The sequence below is a fragment of the Brooklawnia propionicigenes genome (assembly GCF_030297015.1).
In the GTDB taxonomy this organism is placed as follows: Bacteria; Actinomycetota; Actinomycetes; order Propionibacteriales; family Propionibacteriaceae; genus Brooklawnia; species Brooklawnia propionicigenes.
On the sequence record NZ_AP028056.1, the window covers coordinates 1,737,456 to 1,755,853 of the forward strand.

Here is an 18,398-nt window from a genome sequence, read left to right on the forward strand (position 1 = left end):
ACCCGCGCGGATCTCGCGTCCAGGACTGACCCCCAGCATAGTCACGCCGCGGGGATCTTCGCGTTCAATCCACACCCCCTCGAGGCACAGTCACCAGCCACCGCCGCCGTCTCTCGCAGGAACACCGATCCTGCGAGAGTCCCCGGCGACCGCGTGGCGGATGGGTCCCTAGGGCGCCTACCTGGGCGCACATCGCGGTCGCCTCGTCCGGGACAGGGTCCTAGCTGGTGGTCATGCGGTGGAGTTCTTGGTCGAGGGCCCGGCCTGCGACGCGTGCTCGGATGGCGTCCGCGTCGGTGTGGATGCAGACACCGAGTCGGCCGGCGTAGGAGAGGGCGGCGACGCCGAGGCGGACGTTGCCCTGGATCGGCGCGACGGGCCATACGCGTTCCAGGGGTGCGCCGGCCACGTGGAGTCGCTGGTCGGGGCCGCGGACATTGGTGACGAACAAGGCGATGAAGCGTTGGCGTCGTGCCAGCCTCGCGAACAGCCGGGAACCCCAACGGGTGCGGGTCAGTTCAAACGTGCCCTGGGCGCGGGCCTCGGATTTGGCCGCTCGGGTGGTTCCGGCGATCCGGGCGAGCCGGACTCCGGCGTCCGGTACACCGGTGGGGAGGGGGACGAGCATGACGCCCACGGCGTTGCCGGAGGTCCAGCGTCCGGGGAGGGCGACCGGGACGCTGGCGGGCAGTACCGGTGGTACCTCCTGGTAGTCGGCGCCGAGGGCTGCCTCGACGGCGACCGTTACCGCGGCGAGCAGCGCATCGTTGACGGTGGGCCCTGGGTCTTCGCCGCGCGGGCGAGGGCTGCGAGGTCGACCTCGGCGAAGGCCACCCCACGGCGTGAGCTGATGGGTCCGAGCAACACAGTCGGCGCGACCGTCGCCCGGAACACCGCGCTCACCCGGGTGATGCTGGCGGCGCTGGTGCGCCAACGCCGGCGGGGGGCCGGCGGGATCGCGGCACGTGGTGTCGGGGTGGTAGTGGGTGGGGTGGTGGTGCTGCCGAAGAGCCGCTGCAGCAGCCGGACTGCGGCGACCCCGTCGGCCACGGCGTCGTGCACGCGCAGCACGATCCCGGGCCCGTCGGGGCTGGCGCCGGACACGATGAGCAGCTCCCTCAAGGGCCGGTCCAGGGGCATCGGCACCGTCATCAGGCTGGCGCACAGGTCGGCGAGCCCGTCCACCCCGTCGACGGGGTCGACGCGGCGGACATGCCAGCTCAGGTCGGGCAGGCAGGGCTGCCAGGTCAGGGTCCGCCCGTGGACGCGGACGCGTTGGGTAAAGCGGGCCAGCCCTGTGGACGCGTGGTCGCCGATCCGGGCTGCGATGACGCCACGCAGCGCGCCGCGATCTGGGGCGCCGTCGGTGGTCACGAACCCACCCACGCCGAGGATGCCGGCCATCAGGAACACGTTGACCTGGTCGTCGGCGTGGACCGTTCCCGGTTTGGTGGACACTGGTGAGGTTTGCGGTTCCCGATAGGGTGAAGGGGAGCTGATTATGGGATCTACGCGGAGGCATTTCACGGCGGAGTATAAAGCTAACGCGGTGGCGTTGGTGTTGGATGATGGGCGGTCGATCGCTGAGGCGGCACGGAATATCGGCGTCCTCGAGAAGACGTTAGGGAAATGGGTGAAGAAAGAACGAGACTTGCGCGATGAGCAGCGTGACCCGGACGAGCCTTTGACCCGCTCGGAACGGGCCGAGCTCGAACAGCTCCGCGCGGATTACCAGAGGCTGCTGGACGAAAACGCTCATCTCCAGATGCAGGCCAGTTTCGCAAAAAAAGTGGCGACCTGGTTCGCGAAAGACCAGCAGTGAAGTTTGCTGCGATCGCGGACTGGGCTGATCAGGGTGTTTATCCGGTGGTGTTCATGTGTCGGGAACTCCAGGTGTCGACCTCGGGCTATTACAAGTGGCGGAGTCATCGGGTTTCGGCCAGGCACGACCAAGACGATCTGCTGATGGGATTGATTCGACATTTTTACGCCAGCAGCCCGGGCCGGCCTGGGGTCCGACGCATTCATGCCGAACTCGCTGCTGGCGGGCACCGGGTATCGCGCAAGCGGGTGTGGCGGCTGATGCGGGCGCTGGGTGTCCAGGGCCGTCATCCCGCGGCGTGGCGGCGAACCACGGTGGCTGGCGAGCATCCGGTGCCAGCCCCGGACCTGATCGGTCGAAGGTTCGAGGCGTCGGCACCGAACGAGAAGTGGTGCGGTGATATCACGTATGTGAAGACGTGGAATGGTTGGGCTTATCTGGCGACGGTGATCGACCTGTATTCCAGGAAGGTGGTGGGCTGGGCTGTCGATGACCATATGCGTACCTCGTTGGTCACTGATGCTTTAGATATGGCTCGGGTTCATCGCCAGCCTCGGACACGCGTGATTTTTCATTCGGACCGTGGGACGCAGTATACGTCGACGGATTTTGCTAAGTACTGTCGGAAACACAAGATTCGTCGATCATTGGGCCGTACCGGGATTTGTTACGATAACGCCGTCGCGGAATCGTTCTTCGCGACCTACAAGAAGGAACTCATCCATACCCGGCCTTGGCCAGATCTCAAGACTCTGAAGAAGTACACGTTTTCTTGGATTGAGGAATACTACAACCAGACTCGTCGCCATTCAACGCTCGGATACTTGACACCGCAAGAATATGAGCTAGGCTACAGAAACATACTTGAACTCGCAGCCTAAACAGCTATCCACTTTATCGGGAACACTCCAGCGTCCATCACCACGTTCGAGGCGTCAGCGGCACTGAGCCGCTCCGCCTCACGGGGCGGGAGCACGGTTGGCCGCCCCGATCTTGAGGAGCTTCCAGCCGACCCAGGCGAACCACAGCGGCAGCAGCAGGCCGTAGACCAGGTAGGCGGGGCCGATCAACGGGCGGAGGGCCTCGCTGACCACGCCGAGCACCCCCGCGAACAGGCCGACCACCGCCAGCGCCCGGCCGAACAAGCCCTGCCACATCACCAGCGACAACACCAGGATGCCGGCCGCGGTCAGGATTCCCCCCCACGAGACGGCGTTCGTGGCGGCGATCAGCGCCTCCGCCGCAGCGATCAGGCCGGCACGTTCGGCGTCCGTGCCGGCCACCGCGTAGGAGTCGGCGAGCACGACCAGCCCGCCGTGCAGCGACTGGGGGCTGCTGCCCAGAGCCAGCGCGATCGTCTCCGACACGATGCCGAACAGGCCCCCGACCGCGGCCAAGGCCTTGTTGACCCGGGACAGTGCGACCGCCAGGGCGCCGAACACGAGAAGGGCCGGCACCGCCAACCCGACGAAACTGACCAGCTCGACCAGGTAGACCGCCCTGTTGGCGGCGATGTACTCCAACACAGCCCGCCCCTGGGTGGGTGGGAGCGGCGCGGCGAACACGAGCGCGACCGGCACCAGCACCAGCACCACGAACACCAACGCCGCGTAGCCGCCGATCCGATACAACGGCTGCCACGAAAGGTCGGGACCAGCAGACGCGCCGGGCTTCATCCTGCGGCCGACACCAGCCGGGGAGCGCCGACGAGGAGACGACGAAGTGATTTCGCGGGACTGTGTGGGTCTGTTCATTTCATGCCTCCGAGAGCAGGACGATGTTGCCGACGATCTGTCCTCTTTCGTAGAGGGCGACAATACGCAGGACATCCGGTCCACCCAACCGTGTGACAACCACAACCTTGTAGGTCACTCATTCATTCTAACGCCGCCGTATCAGCCGCCCGGCACGATCGCCGAAAAGCCCTCGATGTGTATCGCCGACCACCTGCCCGGGTGTTTGCTCGAAGCTGCCGGTCCTCCGGGGGCGGTTGCTGGCGGCCCCACCCTTCCTGCTTGGGAGTCTCTCGCCGTAGCGGCGGCGAGGGCACGTGTTCGGAGCCCGTACTGTGAGTGCCATGACACTCCCCCAGCCCCGTTCGGTTCTGGTCTGGTCCGGGATCATTTCCCTACTCGTCATCGTCTCCAGTGTCGCCGGACTTACTGACCCACGCGTCTACGCACACGAGACACAGAACTGGGCCCTCCAGGCCAAGGGTCAAGACGTCGGAAACCTGCTCGCGGTCGTCGTTCTCCTCACCGCCACCCTCGGCTACCACAAGGGATCACGGCGCGCTGGACTGGTCTGGCTTGGGACCCTGCTGTACCTGATCTACGCATTCGTCGTGTACGCGATGGCGGTCCACCTCAACTACCTGTTCGGCGTCTACGTCACCGTGTTGGGCCTCGCCGCGTGGGCCGTCATCTTCCACGCCAAGCCCGTGCGTGGCAAGGACTGCCCCTACCCCAGCGGCCGCCCGCTGACGATGGCAGCGTGGGTGATCATCGGCATCGGCGTGTTGTTCGCCGGCCTGTGGCTGAGCGAACTCGTTCCCGCCCTCCTCACAGGGACGGTACCGGCAAGCCTCACCGAAGCCGGCCTGTGGGTGAACCCGATCCATGTGATCGACCTGGCGATCGTGTTGCCCGGCTTCATCCTCGCCGGCGTCGCCGCCCTGCAACGCCGCGAACACGGCCTGTTCTGGTTAGCGCCATGGCTGGTGTTCTCAGCCTTGATGGGATCCAGCATCATCGCGGCCATGGTGTTGATGCTGATCGCCGGCGCCAGCAACACCACACCGGCCATGGTGATGGTCTCCCTCGTCGTCGTGGCCAGCCTCCTCGCCATCCATGGCTACCTCCAACACCCGTCCCCTCAACACCTCCGTCCCGACACGCCACGGAGCACAGGCGCGGCCATCCTGAACTAACGCGCGCAGCAGGTGCGCAGTTCACCGTCCCGTCCCGGGCGGCCGTACACCAGGACACGGTCGCGTCCCAGTCCATGAGGACGACGTTGCCGGTGACCACCGTGGGGAATCCGTGGGGAACACGCCTCCCATGTGGGGAATGAACCCGTCACCAAAGGCAGCGCCGGCCGCGTCAGCGAAGCATTCCCCGTTGTCAACAGCCTCGACATCGCCCGGGACACAAGAAAGGCGAGAGGTTTTCGCCTCCCGCCTTTTCGTCCTATTTGCCCTTGTCAGAGGCTGTTTTTGTGCGCGAGAGAGGAGTTGAACCTCTCTTCTGTCAGCCGATAATGACCCCCTGACAAGGTCTTATGTGGGTTGATGGCCACTTCGTCACCTTGTCGTGGGGAATACGTGGGGATTCGATCCGAACCCGAGATCCGCGCGGATCTGGGGTCCATCGCTGCCCTTCAGCATAGGCGGGGCCCGCCCCGGGATCACTGGCGAGCCAGCGGATCGGGACGCGTGCAGGTTCGGCTCCCTCCTGGGCGCCGTGAGGCCTGGCAAGTCCGACACCGACCGCTCGCAGCAACAAGAAGGCGCGGGCAACGTTCCGCTTGAGATCGTGCAAGCGCCGCGTCGACGACGAAACCTTGTCGCAGGGGCTTGGTGAGCAGAGCTCGTCCATCGCGATCGTCATGGTAAGCGGCCCACTGAGGGGACCAGCGCCGGCGAAGGCACGATCGGCGGCTCCGGGGTGATGGCCTCGTCGACGGAGACTGCCTCCCAGCGCATGGGGTCCGTCTGAACTCGGATGTCACTCTCCAGAGCATCGAGCGCGGTATCGGTGACGGTCGGAGCCGGCTGAGTGGTCTGAAGAATGAGGTCTGCGGCGCCGATGACACGTTGGCCTGTGCTGCGGAGGATGTCGGCGAGGTCACGCTGCTCGGTCACCGCGTTGAGGGCCCAGCCGGCGACGTAGTTGAAGGTGTACTGGCTGGAGTCGAGCCCGTGGGCGCTGGTCACCATGTACGCGACGGATTCGGCCTCGACTTCGAGGATCCCCCGGCACTCGCGGCCCTGCTGGTCTGGGTGGAGGATCACGTGACCAGCTTCGTGGGCGAGGGTCTTGACGGCCTGGGCGTCGTCGACGTCATCGCGAACCATGACGAGCCGCCGGCCGAAGTCGGTGTAGCCGTTCGGCCCCCCGAGGTCTGCGCCGCGACGTACGTCGAATCCCCGTTCCTCGAGGAGGCCTTGGAGGCGTTCCCAAAGTCCGACGGGGGCTTGTCCGGTGAGGAGGGCGGCCTCGCCGATCTTGGGGTCGGGCAGCGGTGGGCCGTCGGTCTGGCGGATGTCTTCTCTCGAGTTTTCGAGTTTCTGACGCGTGATTGCCGTGCTGGGCTTGGGTCCTACGAGAGGAGTCCAGCGGTGGCGAGTCCAGTGGTTCAGGCTGTGGAGGAGTTCGTCGGGTACTTGGAGCGGCGAGGCCGGGGCACCTACACGTCCCGGTCGTACCGGCTGGGTCTGGGCAACTTCGGTGAGTGGCTCGCCGGCAAGAGCATCGAGCTGGCCGCAGTGTCGAAGACTGACGTCGAGGCCTACATCGACCGTTTCGCCCGCGGCCTGGATCGCGGCGGACAGGCCCGCGCTGCGCGGACGGTGAATCACCGGCTGAGCGTTCTGGCGTCGTTCTTCGGGTTCTTGATCGAGCGGGATACCGACCGTGGCGGCGTGTGGGCGGGCCGGACCAGCCCGGTGCCGGCGATGACCACCGAACCCACTCACGGGATGGGTGGCGGTGGATCTGCGCCGCCGCGACGGCCGCGCGCCGAGCTTCGGCGGCGTGAGCCGAGGGCGGAGCCCAAGGTGCTCAGCGACGACCAGGTCAGCGCGCTGATCGAGGGGGCCCGATCGTGGAGGGACAAGGCGATCCTCATCTTGTTGTCCCAATCGGGTCAACGAATTGGGGATTGGAGCGCCGAACACGGCCGGCACGGGATCCTCGGCCTCCGTCTGGGCGATCTGGACCGGCGCCGGTCCGCGATGATCGTGCTGCTGAAAGGCGCCCGAGATCAGCACCGCGTCCCGGTCACGGACACTTTCTGGCAGGCGTTCGACACCTATCGCGACCAGGAGCGCCGCGACGCCACCACCGACGCCGCCTGGGTCGGTCTGCGGCGCGGCTGGCCCGAACCGTTGACTTACAGTGCGTTCGAAGCCGCCCTGCGTGCGCTCTCGGCTCGAACCGGCGTCCCGGTCACCGCCCACATGTTCCGGCACACCGTCGCCACACATGTCGTCGCCACCGCAGGCGTCGCGGTGGCGCAGCAGCTGCTCGGGCACGCCCACGTGGGCACGACAGTCGACACCTACGCCCACGTCGACCACCAGGCCATGGCCAAGGCCATCGCCGAGATCGAACGGCGAGCTCTCAACGCTAACTCCGAGCCCAGCTATGCCTTCCACTACTCCCCCTCCACACTGGCCGAACTCGAAGCAGTCACCGCACCCCAACGAGCCGGCGGTGATTCCCGATGACCTCCACGACCGATCTGTTCGTGCTGGCCCGCCACGCACGCGCGACCAGCTACGACAGGGCCACGATCGATGCCGCTGTGAACGCCCACCTGGCTGTGTGGCAGCTGGCACGCACTCGCGACACAGTGGTCATGCGGACCACAAGGGCGACCCTGGGCGTCGTCGAGTCTCTTCCCGGGGCGACGCTTGAACAGCGTTGGGCCGTGTTCGAAGCGGAGGTGTGGCCGCGATGGCAGGCCGGTGACAGGCGTCCGCTGCGTCGCGAGGACGGCTGGTCGCTCGGAGTGCGAACCCTGGTGATGGCCCGCCTGGTCCAGCCCGCCTGGAGTGTCGTATCCGGCTTCCGAATGAGTGAATGGGCCCGGATCCTGCCCGACAACGACCCTATCCGCCGAGCCCGCGACACCCTCGAGGGGGCGTCGGCGTCCTGCGTTGTGGGAACGCCAGCCATGCGGGCACGCGCTATCGACACTGCCACCAAGCTGATGCTGGTCCGAGGCGTTGACCGCCTCGACGGCCTGGTCACCGACGACTTGCTGATCCCGCCCACGGGTGGAAAGGCGTTCGACATCCTCGACGCCCTGCTGTGCCAGGTCGGCGCACTGGCTCGAACTCCTCGCCGTGGCACCAGCCGTCGCCGCACAGTTCCCCGCCGCACCGAGCGGGAACTGGTGAAGATCAGCGGCGTCCCTGAACCCTTCGCCGAGACCGTGGCCGTCTACCTGGAGACCTACGCCCGCCGGCTGTCCGACGTGTACGCGACGTTGCGGCACAAGAGCCGCGCGCTGGCCCACTTCTTCAACTACATCGCCGCCCACCATCCCGACGTGTCCAGCTGCGCCGAGATCACCCCGGCGCAGGCGCGGGGATTCATCCCCTACGCCCTCGAGCTCGCCCGGACCGTGCAGCGCGCCACAGCCCGAAAAGGCACCAGCGACCGGACCACCGCCTACGCCTGGATGATCGACGTGCGGACCTTCTTCGCCGACCTGTCCACCTGGGCCGCCGAACCCGGCTCCCCCCTGGAAGGGCACGCACCCTCCGCGGTCATGCTCGCCCGCCACGACCTGCTCGACGCCGGCTACATCAAGGCGCGCAAACGCCAACGCGCCCAGGTCACCGAAACCGTCCTCGACCTGCAACGCGAGATGCCCAACATCCGAGCATTCGCTCTGCGCCGCTGGCACGACGCCGAACACACCCTCGCCGGCAACCCCGAAGACCCCCGGCTGGTCACCGCCGAACGCACCACGTTCTGGGACTGGGCCCTGCTCGAACTGCTGCTCACCTCCGGGCTGCGGATCGAAGAAACGCTCGAACTGACCACCCTCGACATCCTCAAACGCAGCCTGGCCAGCGGCGAGATCTACTACCTGCTCCACGTCAAACCGAGCAAGTTCGGCCGGGCCCGCGTGATCCCCATCGGCAATCAGCTCGGCACCGTGCTCGCCGAGATCATCCGACACCTCAAAACCTTCTACAGCACCAGCCACGTCCCCTTCGTCGACCGCCGCGACGAACACGAGAAACGGCCCCTGCCACGCGCTCCCTACCTCCTCCAAGGCCTGCGCGGGCCGACCACCTTCACCGCCACGACCGTCCGCGGCCGGCTCGGCTGGCTCTCCCTCAACGCCGGCGCCGCCCACGCCGACGGCAGCCCCATCAAGCTCACCCCGCACGACTGCCGGCGGCTGTTCGCCTCCGAACACCTCAACGCCCACACCCCCGTGCACGTCATCCAGGCGCTCCTCGGCCACGCCACCATCGACACCGTCATGGTCTACGCCAAGCTCTACCCCGACGAACTCGTCAACGAATATCGCCGAGCCATGCGCGGCATGTACCTCGACGTCCACGGCAGCCAAGGACTCAAGACCCCCACCGCCGACGACTGGCGCCAGCTCGCCACCACCCACTCCCTGCGCGACATGGGCACCCACATCTGCGTCCTGCCCGCAGGCGAGCACTGCCCCCGTGGACTCGTCTGCCTCGGCTGCGGCAACGTCCAACCCAAACGCGGCGCGGTCGACACCTTCCGCGCCATGCTCGCCAGCCACACCAAAGCGCTCGACGAAGCACGCCGACACCACGAACCAGCCGGACAAATCGCCGCCCGAGAACTCGAAATCGAACGCATCCGAGCCATCATCGCCCGAGCCGAACGACTCGACACCGACGCCGCTGAAGCGCTCGAAGCAGCAGCACAACCAACGGCGATGCACCCCGAGGCCGCCCCCGGCCAATAGAGTGCTGCGGTGCCCCTCACCGCCCGCCAACTCGGCCTGCTCCGGGATTGGCTCGGTGAGTGGAGCATCGTCACCGACCACTCCTGGCCGCTGCAAGACACCACCGTGCTGCGCGTCCGCACCACCGACGGTGACCTCGTGGTGAAAGCCAGCGAAACAAGTCACCACATCGGACGTGAGATCGAGGCACACGTCCGCGTGCTCAACAACCTCCACGACCACCGATTCCCACACCTGCACCACGCCGACCGCGAGGCCGGCCTGCTCCTCACCAAATGGATACCCGGCACCCTCGTCGAAGGCACGCCCGCCGAGCACAACCCAGCCGTGTACCGCCAAGCCGGTGCAGCCCTCGCGCAGCTCCACGTGAGGCCCGAAACCTCGGAGGACTACCTCCCGACAACCATCGCCAAGATCGAGATCCTCCATGCCACAGCAGGCCGGCTTGGGCTCCTCGACCCCACGACGCTGTCCGCCACCCGCCAGCACCTCACCGGGATGCGCGCGCACCCAGTCGAGGTACGGTTCACCCACGGCGACTACCAACCCCGCAACTGGCTCGACGACCACGGCACTCTGCGCGTCATCGACTTCGGGCGCGCAGCCCAACGACCCGTCGAAAGCGACCTCATCCGACTGCTGCACCAACAACTCGCCGGCGCCCCCACACTGCGCGACGCGTTCTTCGCCGGCTACGGGCACTCGCTCGACAAGTTCGACCCCGACATCCTCAACGCCGAGCACCTCCTTCAAAGCGTCAGCACCGTCGTCTGGGCACACCAAGTTGGCGACCAGGCCTTCGAGGACAAGGGCCGCGCAATGGTCGAAAGCTTCCTCAGCGGCGAAGTCTGACCCGCCGGTCCGCAACCCGATACTCGCCAAGAGTCCAACAACCGAGCACAATCGAGCACAACAGCCCAGCCGGGAATCTCGACGCAATTCTCTGGATAACCCGTCGAACACCGTGACGGGCTTCGTGCCGACGACGTGTGTCTGGTGCACGGCGCGGCCCTGGTCGTCGCGCACAGGTTGGCCAGTGTTGTCGAGGCGCGGCTCGCGGCGCGTGATCGGCGCGAGGACCTTGATGCCGGACTCGCCTCGGCGCACCTGGCGCCCCATGGCCTTGAACGCCTGGTAGCCGGCGACGTGGGTCGCCTGGGGGTCCTGCAGCATGATCAGCAGCGAGTTCCCGAACAAACCCGGCGAATTGCATCCGATGATGTATTCAGGCGGTTGGCTGCATGCCTGCGAGCGTCGGACGGAGTCCATCGGACGCGGCCGGCCGCTCTCTCGGTGCCCAGTGTATCGCCTAGTGAAGTTTGGTTCGCCGGTGTGCGGATTGCATCGGATGCATGATACGTTCATGTGCTTGTGAGGGGTGTCGAGGGTGATGCGGCGGCGCGGTTGGCGCCTGCTGCGTTGGGTGTTCCGGGGTCGGCCGAGGTGCTGCTCGCGGGCGGGTTGGCGCTGCTGGCGCCGGAGGAGACTGTCTTCGAGGCGATGCTGGACGGTTGGGCTGTGCAGCAGCGGTCCCGGCTGCTGGTCGACACCACGATCAAACAGCGGATCTTCGCGGTCCGCCGGTTCCACCGATTCGCCGGGGAGTATCCGTGGCGATGGACGCCGGCCGACGTCGAGGAGTGGACCTCGGAGCTGGTCGGCGGCGGTGTCGCGCACTCCTCGGTCCGCTACTACCAGATGGCTGTGTCCCTGTTCTGTGGGTATGTCACCGACCCGCGCTACCGCTGGGCCGAGGTGTGCGAGCTGCACTTCGGGTCGCACCCGGTGCAGGTCTTCCACGAGTGGAACACCGTCGTGCACCGTGCCGAGTACGAGGGGCGGCCCGGGAACCGGCCGTTCACCCGCGACGAGCTGCAGGTGTTCTTCGACTACTGCGACCAGCGGGTCGCCCAGGTCGCCGACCGCGGCCGGAAGGGCTGGCTGGCGGCCTACCGGGACGCCACCTTGTTCAAGGCGATCTACGCGTGGGGGCTGCGCCGCAGGGAAGCCGCGATGCTCGAGACCGTCGACTGGTCGGCCAACCCTGCCGCACCACAGTTCGGCCGCTACGGCGCGCTGAGCGTGCGCTACGGCAAAGCCGTCAAGGGTTCCCCGCCGCGGCGCCGGACCGTGCTCACCACGATGGGCTGGGCGGCGGAGGCGGTCGCCGAATGGGTCGAGGAGATCCGGCCGCTGTACGCCCCGGCCGGGGTCGCGCTGTGGCCCACCGAGCGGCGCGCCAAGATCTCCACCGACGCCCTGACTGTGCGCTTCCAGGCCTACCGTGAGGCGGCCGGGCTGGACCCGATCCTGTCCACACACTGCCTGCGACACTCCTACGCCAGCCACCTCCTCGAGGACGGCTACGACCACCTGTTCGTCCAGCAGCAACTCGGCCACGCCTGGGGCGCCACCACCGCCATCTACACAAGCGTCGGCGCCGACTACAAGAACCAGGCGCTGCGCCGAGCCCTGTCCCGCGCCCTCGACCAACCAACCAGCTAGGAGAAGCCCGATGCCCCGCACCCGCAAACCCGCCCTCGGATACCGCTGGCACCTGCGCCGGCTCATGGCCGAGCACGAAATGTACGCCACCACCGACCTGACGCCCCTGCTCGCCGAACGCGGCGTCGCGCTGTCACCGGCCCAGGTGTACCGACTCGTCACCGGCACCCCCGAAAGGCTCAGCCTGCGCACCCTGGTCGCCTTATGCGACATCCTCGACTGCACCCCCAACGAGCTCATCGAGCCCGTCGTCGAAACCCGGCCCGTCAGGGCCACCGGCACCACCGGTCCCGCACCGGCGACCATCACCGCCGCGAAACAACGCACCCCCCGGCGGGCCGACATCACCAGCGTCGAGTGAGCCCGGGGCCGTGCCCGATCTGCGGGCGGGAGATGGGCAAGTCCAGCAAGGAGTTCTGCGGCCGCTGCACCCAGGGCACCGACCGTGTCCGTGGCGCATGCTCGGCCTGCGGCAAGCCCGACCGGGTCCTCGACCACCACCGGGTCTGCAAATGGTGCCGCAGGTACAGCCGGCGCCAATGCGTCGACTGCGGACGCACGCCCAACCAGGCACGCACCATCGGGCCCACCCAGCTGTGCGACCACTGCACCCTTCGCCGCGCGCTCGACCACATCATCCCCGCCCAGCCCGCCGGCCTCCTCGCACCGCTGCGACCAGTCATCCTCGCCGCCGAGCCCCTCACCACCCGCCGGTGGCTGGCCCGCCACGCCGACCTGCTCACCGCCTGGAGTGTTCCCGATAAAGTGGATAGCTGTTTAGGCTGCGAGTTCAAGTATGTTTCTGTAGCCTAGCTCATATTCTTGCGGTGTCAAGTATCCGAGCGTTGAATGGCGACGAGTCTGGTTGTAGTATTCCTCAATCCAAGAAAACGTGTACTTCTTCAGAGTCTTGAGATCTGGCCAAGGCCGGGTATGGATGAGTTCCTTCTTGTAGGTCGCGAAGAACGATTCGGCGACCGCGTTATCGTAACAAATCCCGGTACGGCCCAATGATCGACGAATCTTGTGTTTCCGACAGTACTTAGCAAAATCCGTCGACGTATACTGCGTCCCACGGTCCGAATGAAAAATCACGCGTGTCCGAGGCCGACGATGAACCCGAGCCATATCCAAAGCATCAGTGACCAACGAGGTACGCATATGGTCATCGACAGCCCAACCCACCACCTTCCTGGAATACAGGTCGATCACCGTCGCCAGATAAGCCCAACCATTCCACGTCTTCACATACGTGATATCACCACACCACTTCTCGTTCGGCCCCGACGCCTCGAACCTTCGACCGATCAGGTCCGGGGCCGGCACCGGATGCTCGCCAGCCACCGTGGTTCGCCGCCACGCCGCGGGATGACGGCCCTGGACACCCAGCGCCCGCATCAACCGCCACACCCGCTTGCGCGACACCCGGTGCCCGCCAGCAGCGAGCTCGGCATGAATGCGTCGGACCCCAGGCCGGCCCGGGCTGCTGGCATAAAAATGGCGAATCAATCCCATCAGCAGATCGTCTTGGTCGTGCCTGACCGAAACCCGATGACTCCGCCACTTGTAATAGCCCGAGGTCGACACCTGGAGTTCCCGACACATGAACACCACCGGATAAACACCCTGATCAGCCCAGTCCGCGATCGCAGCAAACTTCACTGCTGGTCTTTCGCGAACCAGGTCGCCACTTTTTTTGCGAAACTGGCCTGCATCTGGAGATGAGCGTTTTCGTCCAGCAGCCTCTGGTAATCCGCGCGGAGCTGTTCGAGCTCGGCCCGTTCCGAGCGTGTCAAAGACTCGTCCGGGTCACGCTGCTCATCGCGCAAGTCTCGTTCTTTCTTCACCCATTTCCCTAACGTCTTCTCGAGGACGCCGATATTCCGTGCCGCCTCAGCGATCGACCGCCCATCATCCAACACCAACGCCACCGCGTTAGCTTTGTACTCCGCCGTGAAATGCCTCCGCGTAGATCCCATAATCAGCTCCCCTTCACCCTATCGGGAACCGCAAACCTCACCAGTGTCCACCAAACCGGGAACGGTCCAGCCCTCGACCAAGGCCGGACCAGCCTCGATCACGCCACCCTCGACACCCTCCCCCACCCCAAGGCGGTCGGGCATCTGCGCGCCCTGCTGATCAGTGCCGAGATCCTGACCCCCGACCCCACCGGGCCCATCCGGCGGCTCGAGAACAACCTCGATCAGCTGCTGGCCGAACTCGACCAGCCGCACCGCCGCATCATCGCCGGCTGGATCCGCTGGCAAGTGCTGCCGCCCCTGCGGCAACGCGCGGCCGATGGCCTCGAGCTGACCAACTCCGTCGCCAACGCCCGCAACCGGATCGAACGCACCATCGCCTTCCTGACCACCCTGCAAGCCCGCGGTCGGACCCTGAACAGCATCACCCAGCACGACATCGACGACTGGTTCGCCGGCCCCGGCGCCGCCCGCTGGAACACCCGCCCCTTCCTCGCCTGGGCCCACAAACGCAAACACCTGCCCCAGCGAGTCCAGCTGCCCCCCGCCTCCTACATCGGGACCCGAACCGCGCCCGCCGACCCCGAGGAACGCTGGACCACCGCGACCAGGCTCCTCACCGACGACACCCTCGACCCCGCCGATCGCGTCGCCGGCCTGCTCATCGTCCTCTACGCCCAAACCCTCAGCCGCATCATCACCTTGACCCGCAGCGACATCACCAGCGACGGCGACGGCGTCCAACTTCGGCTCGGAGTCGACCCCATCGACCTGCCCGAACCGCTCGCGAGCCTGATCCAAACCCTGCCCATCAAACGACGCGAGGGCACCGCCGAGAACCTGCCCAACCCGTGGCTGTTCCCCGGTCAATGGGCCGGCACCCACATCCACGCAGTCAACCTCAGCGACCGCCTCCGCCGCATAGGCATCGAACCCCGCCGCATGCGCCTCGCCGCCGCCGAGCAACTCAGCCGCGAGATCCCACCCGCCATGCTCTCCGGCGTCCTCGGCCTGCGAACCGCAACCATCGCCAAACAGAGCAGCCAATCCGGCGGGAACTGGGCCAAATACGCCGGCGCCCGTGGCTGAACCCAGGTATTCACGGACTTCGAATATCTCTCTCCTGCCAGTCGAGTAGCGATGGAACTGGCTGGAGAACTTGAGCCAGGCCTGCCATGCCTGCGGGTCGTTGAGGGCGAGGATGCCGTCACTCAACTGGGTGTGGAGCTTGTCGAGCGTCGCCTGCCGAGCCTCGGCGGCTGCGGCGCGCTCTGCCTCGCTGGGCCTGCGGTACCCGGCCATCAGCCGCGGCCTTCCAGCAGCGCGGCTACGTGGTCGAGGATCGCCCTGACCGCCTCAGTCGGTGCGCCGGAGTCGGCAAGTTGCCTTGCCTGCAGGAGGAGGTCCTCGATGATGAGGGGAGCGTCCGCGAATGAAGGCTCCGGTTCGACGACGACCCGAACTCCGTGCGTCCTCCCACGCACGAACACGGACTTATCGTTGACTGCGACGATCTCCAGGGCGGGCCCCCGCGCGCTCGAGCCTGCGGGCGCAAGACGTTGCGGCACAACGCCTCGCGCGGCGTTGATTTGCATCCCGTCCCCGACCTGACTTCCACAACTACTCCTGATCGGCGGGGTTGAGGGGCTTGTCGGGGCTGGTTTGGGTGCCGGTTTTGGGGCACTAATCGGGGGTAGAGTGCGGGTGTGAGTCCGTTCGTGCGGAAGGTGAAGACCGCGTCGGGGGCGACAGCGGTCCAGATCGTCGAGAAACGCAACGGTCGCCGCAGGATCCTCGAGCATGTGGGCTCGGCTCACGACGAGACCGAGCTCGCGGTGCTGATGAGCGCCGCGCAGCAACGGGTCCATGGCGTCCAGGACGAGCTGCTGCTCGTGGAGCAGCCCAGACGGGAACCGGTCGGGCCGATCGTGGAGCACGCGTCGAGCGAGGTGCTGTGGCGGGTGCTGACCGACGCGTACGAACAGCTGGGGTTCGACCAGATCAACGACGAAGTGTTCAAAGCGCTGGTCACAGCGCGGATCATCGAGCCGACCTCGAAGCAGGACACGCTGCGCGTGTTGGGTGACCTGGGTCGGCCGGTGCCACATGTGAATACCCTCTACAACTGTCTGCGGCGGTGCGTGGAGCGTGACTACCGCAGCCGGGTCGCCGCCTCCTGCTGGGCTCACGCGACCGCCCGGGGGCCGGTGGCGTTGGTGATGTATGACCTGACCACACTGCATTTCGAGGTGACCAACGAGGACCGGCTCCGGAAGGTCGGGATGAGTAAGGAACGCCGCGTGGACCCGCAGGTCACCGTCGGGTTGCTGGTCACCGCGGGCGGGTTCCCGCTCGAGGTCGCCCTTTTCGAGGGCAACAAGGCAGAGACCAAGACCCTGATCCCGGTGATCGAGCAGTTCAAGACCCGCCACGGCATCAATGAGCTGGTGGTGGTCGCCGACGCCGGGATGCTGTCGGCGGACAACCTCAACGGCCTCGAAGACGCCGGATGCCGCTTCATCGTCGCCTCCCGCCAGTCGCACGTGCCCTACGACCTGGGCGACCACTTCGAACGCCACGGCAACTACACCCCCGACGATTCGACGATCGAGACCACCCGCGACATGGGCACCGGCCGGCAGCGCCGCACCCGCCGAGTGGTGTATCACTACTCCTTCAAGCGCCACAAGCGAGACGACAAGACCATCAACGCCCAGGTCGTCAAGGCCGAGAAGGTCGCCGACGGGCTCCGCCCCGTCGCCCGGGACCGGTTCGTGACCGTCACCACCGACGCCGACGGGAAGAAGGCCGAGGTCAACTGGGACGTCATCGAACGGGCCAGGTTCTGCGCCGGGTTCAAGGGCTACGTCACCAACATCGGCGCCGACGTGATGGACGGCGCAGCAGTGGTCGCCGCCTACCGGGACCTGTGGCACGTCGAGGAGTCCTTCCGGATGGCCAAGGGAGACCTCCAAGCCAGACCGATCTTCCACCGCAAACGCGAACCGATCGAGGCCCACCTCACCATCGTCTTCGCCGCGCTCGCGGTCGCCCGCCACCTCCAAGACCAGACCGGGGTCAGCATCAAGCGCCTCGTGCAGACCCTGCGACCCCTCCAGACCCGACTTGGGCCATGACTCTCGGTTTCGGGGTTGATCATGGGAGTGGCTAGCTGCTTTGGTCTGGGGGTTGCGCACTAAGTGGTGGGGGTTTCAGGCTTGGTTTTGTGGCGTATGTGCGGACGGTGACCACGGGGTCGGGGGCGACGGCTGTCCAGATCGTGTGGAAGTCGGTGCGTGGGTCACGAGATATCGAACACATTGGCTCGGCGCGGGTTCCGGCCGAGGTCGAACTGTTGAAGGCAGCTGCCGTGCAGCGGATCGCTGCCGGGCAAGACCAGCTCCCCCTCGAAGACCCGGCCCTGGCGGTGGAGTCTGAGGTTGTGGTGGCCGGGATGCGGATGGGCCGGCTGCTGGATGCGATCGCCGGTGTTTATCGGCAACTCGGCTTGGAGCGGGCCGCTGGCGGGGATCTGGTGTTCGAGCATTTGGTGACCGCGCGGATCATTGAACCGTCGTCGAAACTGGACGCTGCCCGGGTTCTGGCTGAGGCCGGTATCCGGCCATTGTCGTATCGCACCGTGAAACGGCGGCTGCCTGTTTACGCCGAACCCGCGTTTCGTCACCGATTGTCAGGGGCTGTTTCAGCCAGGTCTGATCTGGGTCCTGCCGCCCTGGTTTTGTACGATGTGACGGTGCGCCATGAGGCGCTTGTTGTTCGAGTGGGGGTGAGAGACCTTCGCCTGATTCCCTGCCGTGGCAGGGGTTTGAAGCTGGGGGCAGCCTGACCTGGGGAGACGCCCGGGATGGGTGGGAGCAGCCCTGGCAAAGCCGTGACGCGTTAGCACTGTCGGATGGTGTGGGTGCGGCGAGCGTTGTCGAAGAGGTATACGCGAGGAACCGGTGTGAGTACCTGTCTTGACGTATGAGCGTCTCGAACCCGATGGATCTGGGGCGGGCGCGGTGCGCCATCTGCGGGCGATTGTCGGTGGGTGGACTGCTGCGGGGTGGAGTAACGATCCCGTGGTGGGGCCAGCAGCGAATGACTACGGAGTAGGTGCTGGTGAGGCCGCAGGCAGATAGCCGGGTGCCTCCTTCGACCAGCGAACAGCAAGTGAACATGGGAAGGCCGTTCGGTCTGCCTGTCCGGGTGCGCGGCCAGCGTGCCCGGGATGGGTTGAGCACGTCGTCTGCTGATCGACCGGAAGGCTGGCGGAGCCGCCGTAGTACTCCGGGTCCGGGAGAGCCGGACACATGGGGAAGGGCGGCAGCGAGGTTGGATAGGAGGTGCTGTGATGGCGCAAGGATGCATCGGTGAACTCTGATGCCCCGACGCTG

General features: G+C 66.4%; 18 protein-coding genes and 1 pseudogene. 12 read left to right on the top strand and 7 right to left on the bottom strand.

Features of this window, described 5'->3' with window-relative positions:
* Nucleotides 1-220 precede the first annotated feature (220 nt).
* Both QUE25_RS07820 and QUE25_RS07825 read right to left on the bottom strand, forming a co-directional pair.
* Nucleotides 221-637: a WS/DGAT domain-containing protein gene (locus QUE25_RS07820; RefSeq protein ID WP_286263746.1), complete on the bottom strand. Its 417-nt coding sequence runs from the start codon at nucleotides 635-637 to the stop codon at nucleotides 221-223.
* Between the two features lie 107 nt (nucleotides 638-744).
* The gene (locus QUE25_RS07825; RefSeq protein ID WP_286263748.1) at nucleotides 745-1,458 is read right to left on the bottom strand and encodes a wax ester/triacylglycerol synthase domain-containing protein; all 714 of its coding nucleotides are present in this window, start codon (nucleotides 1,456-1,458) and stop codon (nucleotides 745-747) included.
* Nucleotides 1,459-1,501: 43 nt separating this feature from the next.
* Here QUE25_RS07825 and QUE25_RS07830 point away from each other — a divergent pair, with 43 nt between their 5' ends.
* Nucleotides 1,502-1,822 (top strand): transposase, encoded by a 321-nt coding sequence (locus tag QUE25_RS07830; RefSeq protein ID WP_286263755.1) that lies wholly within the window; start codon nucleotides 1,502-1,504, stop codon nucleotides 1,820-1,822.
* Entirely contained in the window at nucleotides 1,819-2,703 is an 885-nt protein-coding gene (locus QUE25_RS07835) for an IS3 family transposase (RefSeq protein WP_286263757.1), read from the top strand. Before QUE25_RS07830 ends, QUE25_RS07835 begins: the two co-directional genes overlap by 4 nt.
* Nucleotides 2,704-2,781: 78 nt before the next feature.
* Here QUE25_RS07835 and QUE25_RS07840 read toward each other — a convergent pair whose 3' ends face one another.
* Nucleotides 2,782-3,576 (bottom strand): DUF4386 family protein, encoded by a 795-nt coding sequence (locus QUE25_RS07840; protein ID WP_286263759.1) that lies wholly within the window; start codon nucleotides 3,574-3,576, stop codon nucleotides 2,782-2,784.
* A gap of 323 nt (nucleotides 3,577-3,899) precedes the next feature.
* Here QUE25_RS07840 and QUE25_RS07845 point away from each other — a divergent pair, with 323 nt between their 5' ends.
* Nucleotides 3,900-4,751, top strand: coding sequence for a hypothetical protein (locus QUE25_RS07845; protein ID WP_286263761.1), 852 nt, complete (start codon nucleotides 3,900-3,902; stop codon nucleotides 4,749-4,751).
* Nucleotides 4,752-5,426: 675 nt separating this feature from the next.
* Here QUE25_RS07845 and QUE25_RS07850 read toward each other — a convergent pair.
* Nucleotides 5,427-5,834: a hypothetical protein gene (locus tag QUE25_RS07850; RefSeq protein ID WP_286263763.1), complete on the bottom strand. Its 408-nt coding sequence runs from the start codon at nucleotides 5,832-5,834 to the stop codon at nucleotides 5,427-5,429.
* On the opposite strand from QUE25_RS07850, the gene QUE25_RS07855 reads away from it, so the two are divergent.
* The 6 genes from QUE25_RS07855 to QUE25_RS07880 all read left to right on the top strand — a co-directional run bounded on the left by QUE25_RS07855 (nucleotide 5,835) and on the right by QUE25_RS07880 (nucleotide 12,835).
* Nucleotides 5,835-7,271 carry a tyrosine-type recombinase/integrase gene (locus QUE25_RS07855; RefSeq protein ID WP_286263765.1) on the top strand — a complete coding sequence of 479 codons (1,437 nt, stop codon included), beginning with the start codon at nucleotides 5,835-5,837 and terminating at the stop codon, nucleotides 7,269-7,271. It begins immediately after the preceding gene.
* Nucleotides 7,268-9,517, top strand: a complete 2,250-nt coding sequence (locus QUE25_RS07860; protein WP_286263767.1) for a tyrosine-type recombinase/integrase — start codon at nucleotides 7,268-7,270, stop codon at nucleotides 9,515-9,517. Before QUE25_RS07855 ends, QUE25_RS07860 begins: the two co-directional genes overlap by 4 nt.
* 9 nt (nucleotides 9,518-9,526) lie before the next feature.
* A complete protein-coding gene (locus QUE25_RS07865; protein WP_286263768.1) occupies nucleotides 9,527-10,369 on the top strand; it encodes a phosphotransferase in 843 nt (280 codons plus the stop codon).
* 513 nt (nucleotides 10,370-10,882) lie between these two features.
* On the top strand, nucleotides 10,883-12,022 hold the full coding sequence (locus QUE25_RS07870) for a tyrosine-type recombinase/integrase (protein WP_286263770.1): 1,140 nt from the start codon (nucleotides 10,883-10,885) through the stop codon (nucleotides 12,020-12,022).
* 10 nt (nucleotides 12,023-12,032) lie between these two features.
* A complete protein-coding gene (locus QUE25_RS07875; protein WP_286263772.1) occupies nucleotides 12,033-12,383 on the top strand; it encodes a helix-turn-helix domain-containing protein in 351 nt (116 codons plus the stop codon).
* A 32-nt stretch (nucleotides 12,384-12,415) separates the two neighbouring features.
* A complete protein-coding gene (locus tag QUE25_RS07880) occupies nucleotides 12,416-12,835 on the top strand; it encodes a hypothetical protein (RefSeq protein ID WP_286263773.1) in 420 nt (139 codons plus the stop codon).
* Here QUE25_RS07880 and QUE25_RS07885 read toward each other — a convergent pair.
* Together QUE25_RS07885 and QUE25_RS07890 are read right to left on the bottom strand one after the other, a co-directional pair.
* Entirely contained in the window at nucleotides 12,800-13,684 is an 885-nt protein-coding gene (locus QUE25_RS07885) for an IS3 family transposase (RefSeq protein ID WP_286263776.1), read from the bottom strand. The two genes, QUE25_RS07880 and QUE25_RS07885, sit on opposite strands and share 36 nt — an antisense overlap.
* On the bottom strand, nucleotides 13,681-13,953 hold the full coding sequence (locus QUE25_RS07890) for a transposase (protein WP_286263779.1): 273 nt from the start codon (nucleotides 13,951-13,953) through the stop codon (nucleotides 13,681-13,683). The genes QUE25_RS07885 and QUE25_RS07890 overlap by 4 nt, the downstream gene beginning before the upstream one ends.
* A gap of 27 nt (nucleotides 13,954-13,980) precedes the next feature.
* On the opposite strand from QUE25_RS07890, the gene QUE25_RS07895 reads away from it, so the two are divergent.
* The gene (locus QUE25_RS07895) at nucleotides 13,981-15,090 is read left to right on the top strand and encodes a hypothetical protein (RefSeq protein WP_286263781.1); all 1,110 of its coding nucleotides are present in this window, start codon (nucleotides 13,981-13,983) and stop codon (nucleotides 15,088-15,090) included.
* Between the two features lie 212 nt (nucleotides 15,091-15,302).
* Here the strand turns inward: QUE25_RS07895 and QUE25_RS07900 are convergent, their stop codons facing one another.
* Nucleotides 15,303-15,596 (bottom strand): hypothetical protein, encoded by a 294-nt coding sequence (locus tag QUE25_RS07900; protein WP_286263782.1) that lies wholly within the window; start codon nucleotides 15,594-15,596, stop codon nucleotides 15,303-15,305.
* A gap of 111 nt (nucleotides 15,597-15,707) precedes the next feature.
* On the opposite strand from QUE25_RS07900, the pseudogene QUE25_RS07905 reads away from it, so the two are divergent.
* Both QUE25_RS07905 and QUE25_RS07910 read left to right on the top strand, forming a co-directional pair.
* A pseudogene (locus QUE25_RS07905) lies at nucleotides 15,708-17,120 on the top strand (IS1634 family transposase); the annotation flags it as partial.
* A gap of 107 nt (nucleotides 17,121-17,227) precedes the next feature.
* Nucleotides 17,228-17,848 carry a hypothetical protein gene (locus tag QUE25_RS07910; protein WP_286263786.1) on the top strand — a complete coding sequence of 207 codons (621 nt, stop codon included), beginning with the start codon at nucleotides 17,228-17,230 and terminating at the stop codon, nucleotides 17,846-17,848.
* Nucleotides 17,849-18,398 lie beyond the last annotated feature (550 nt).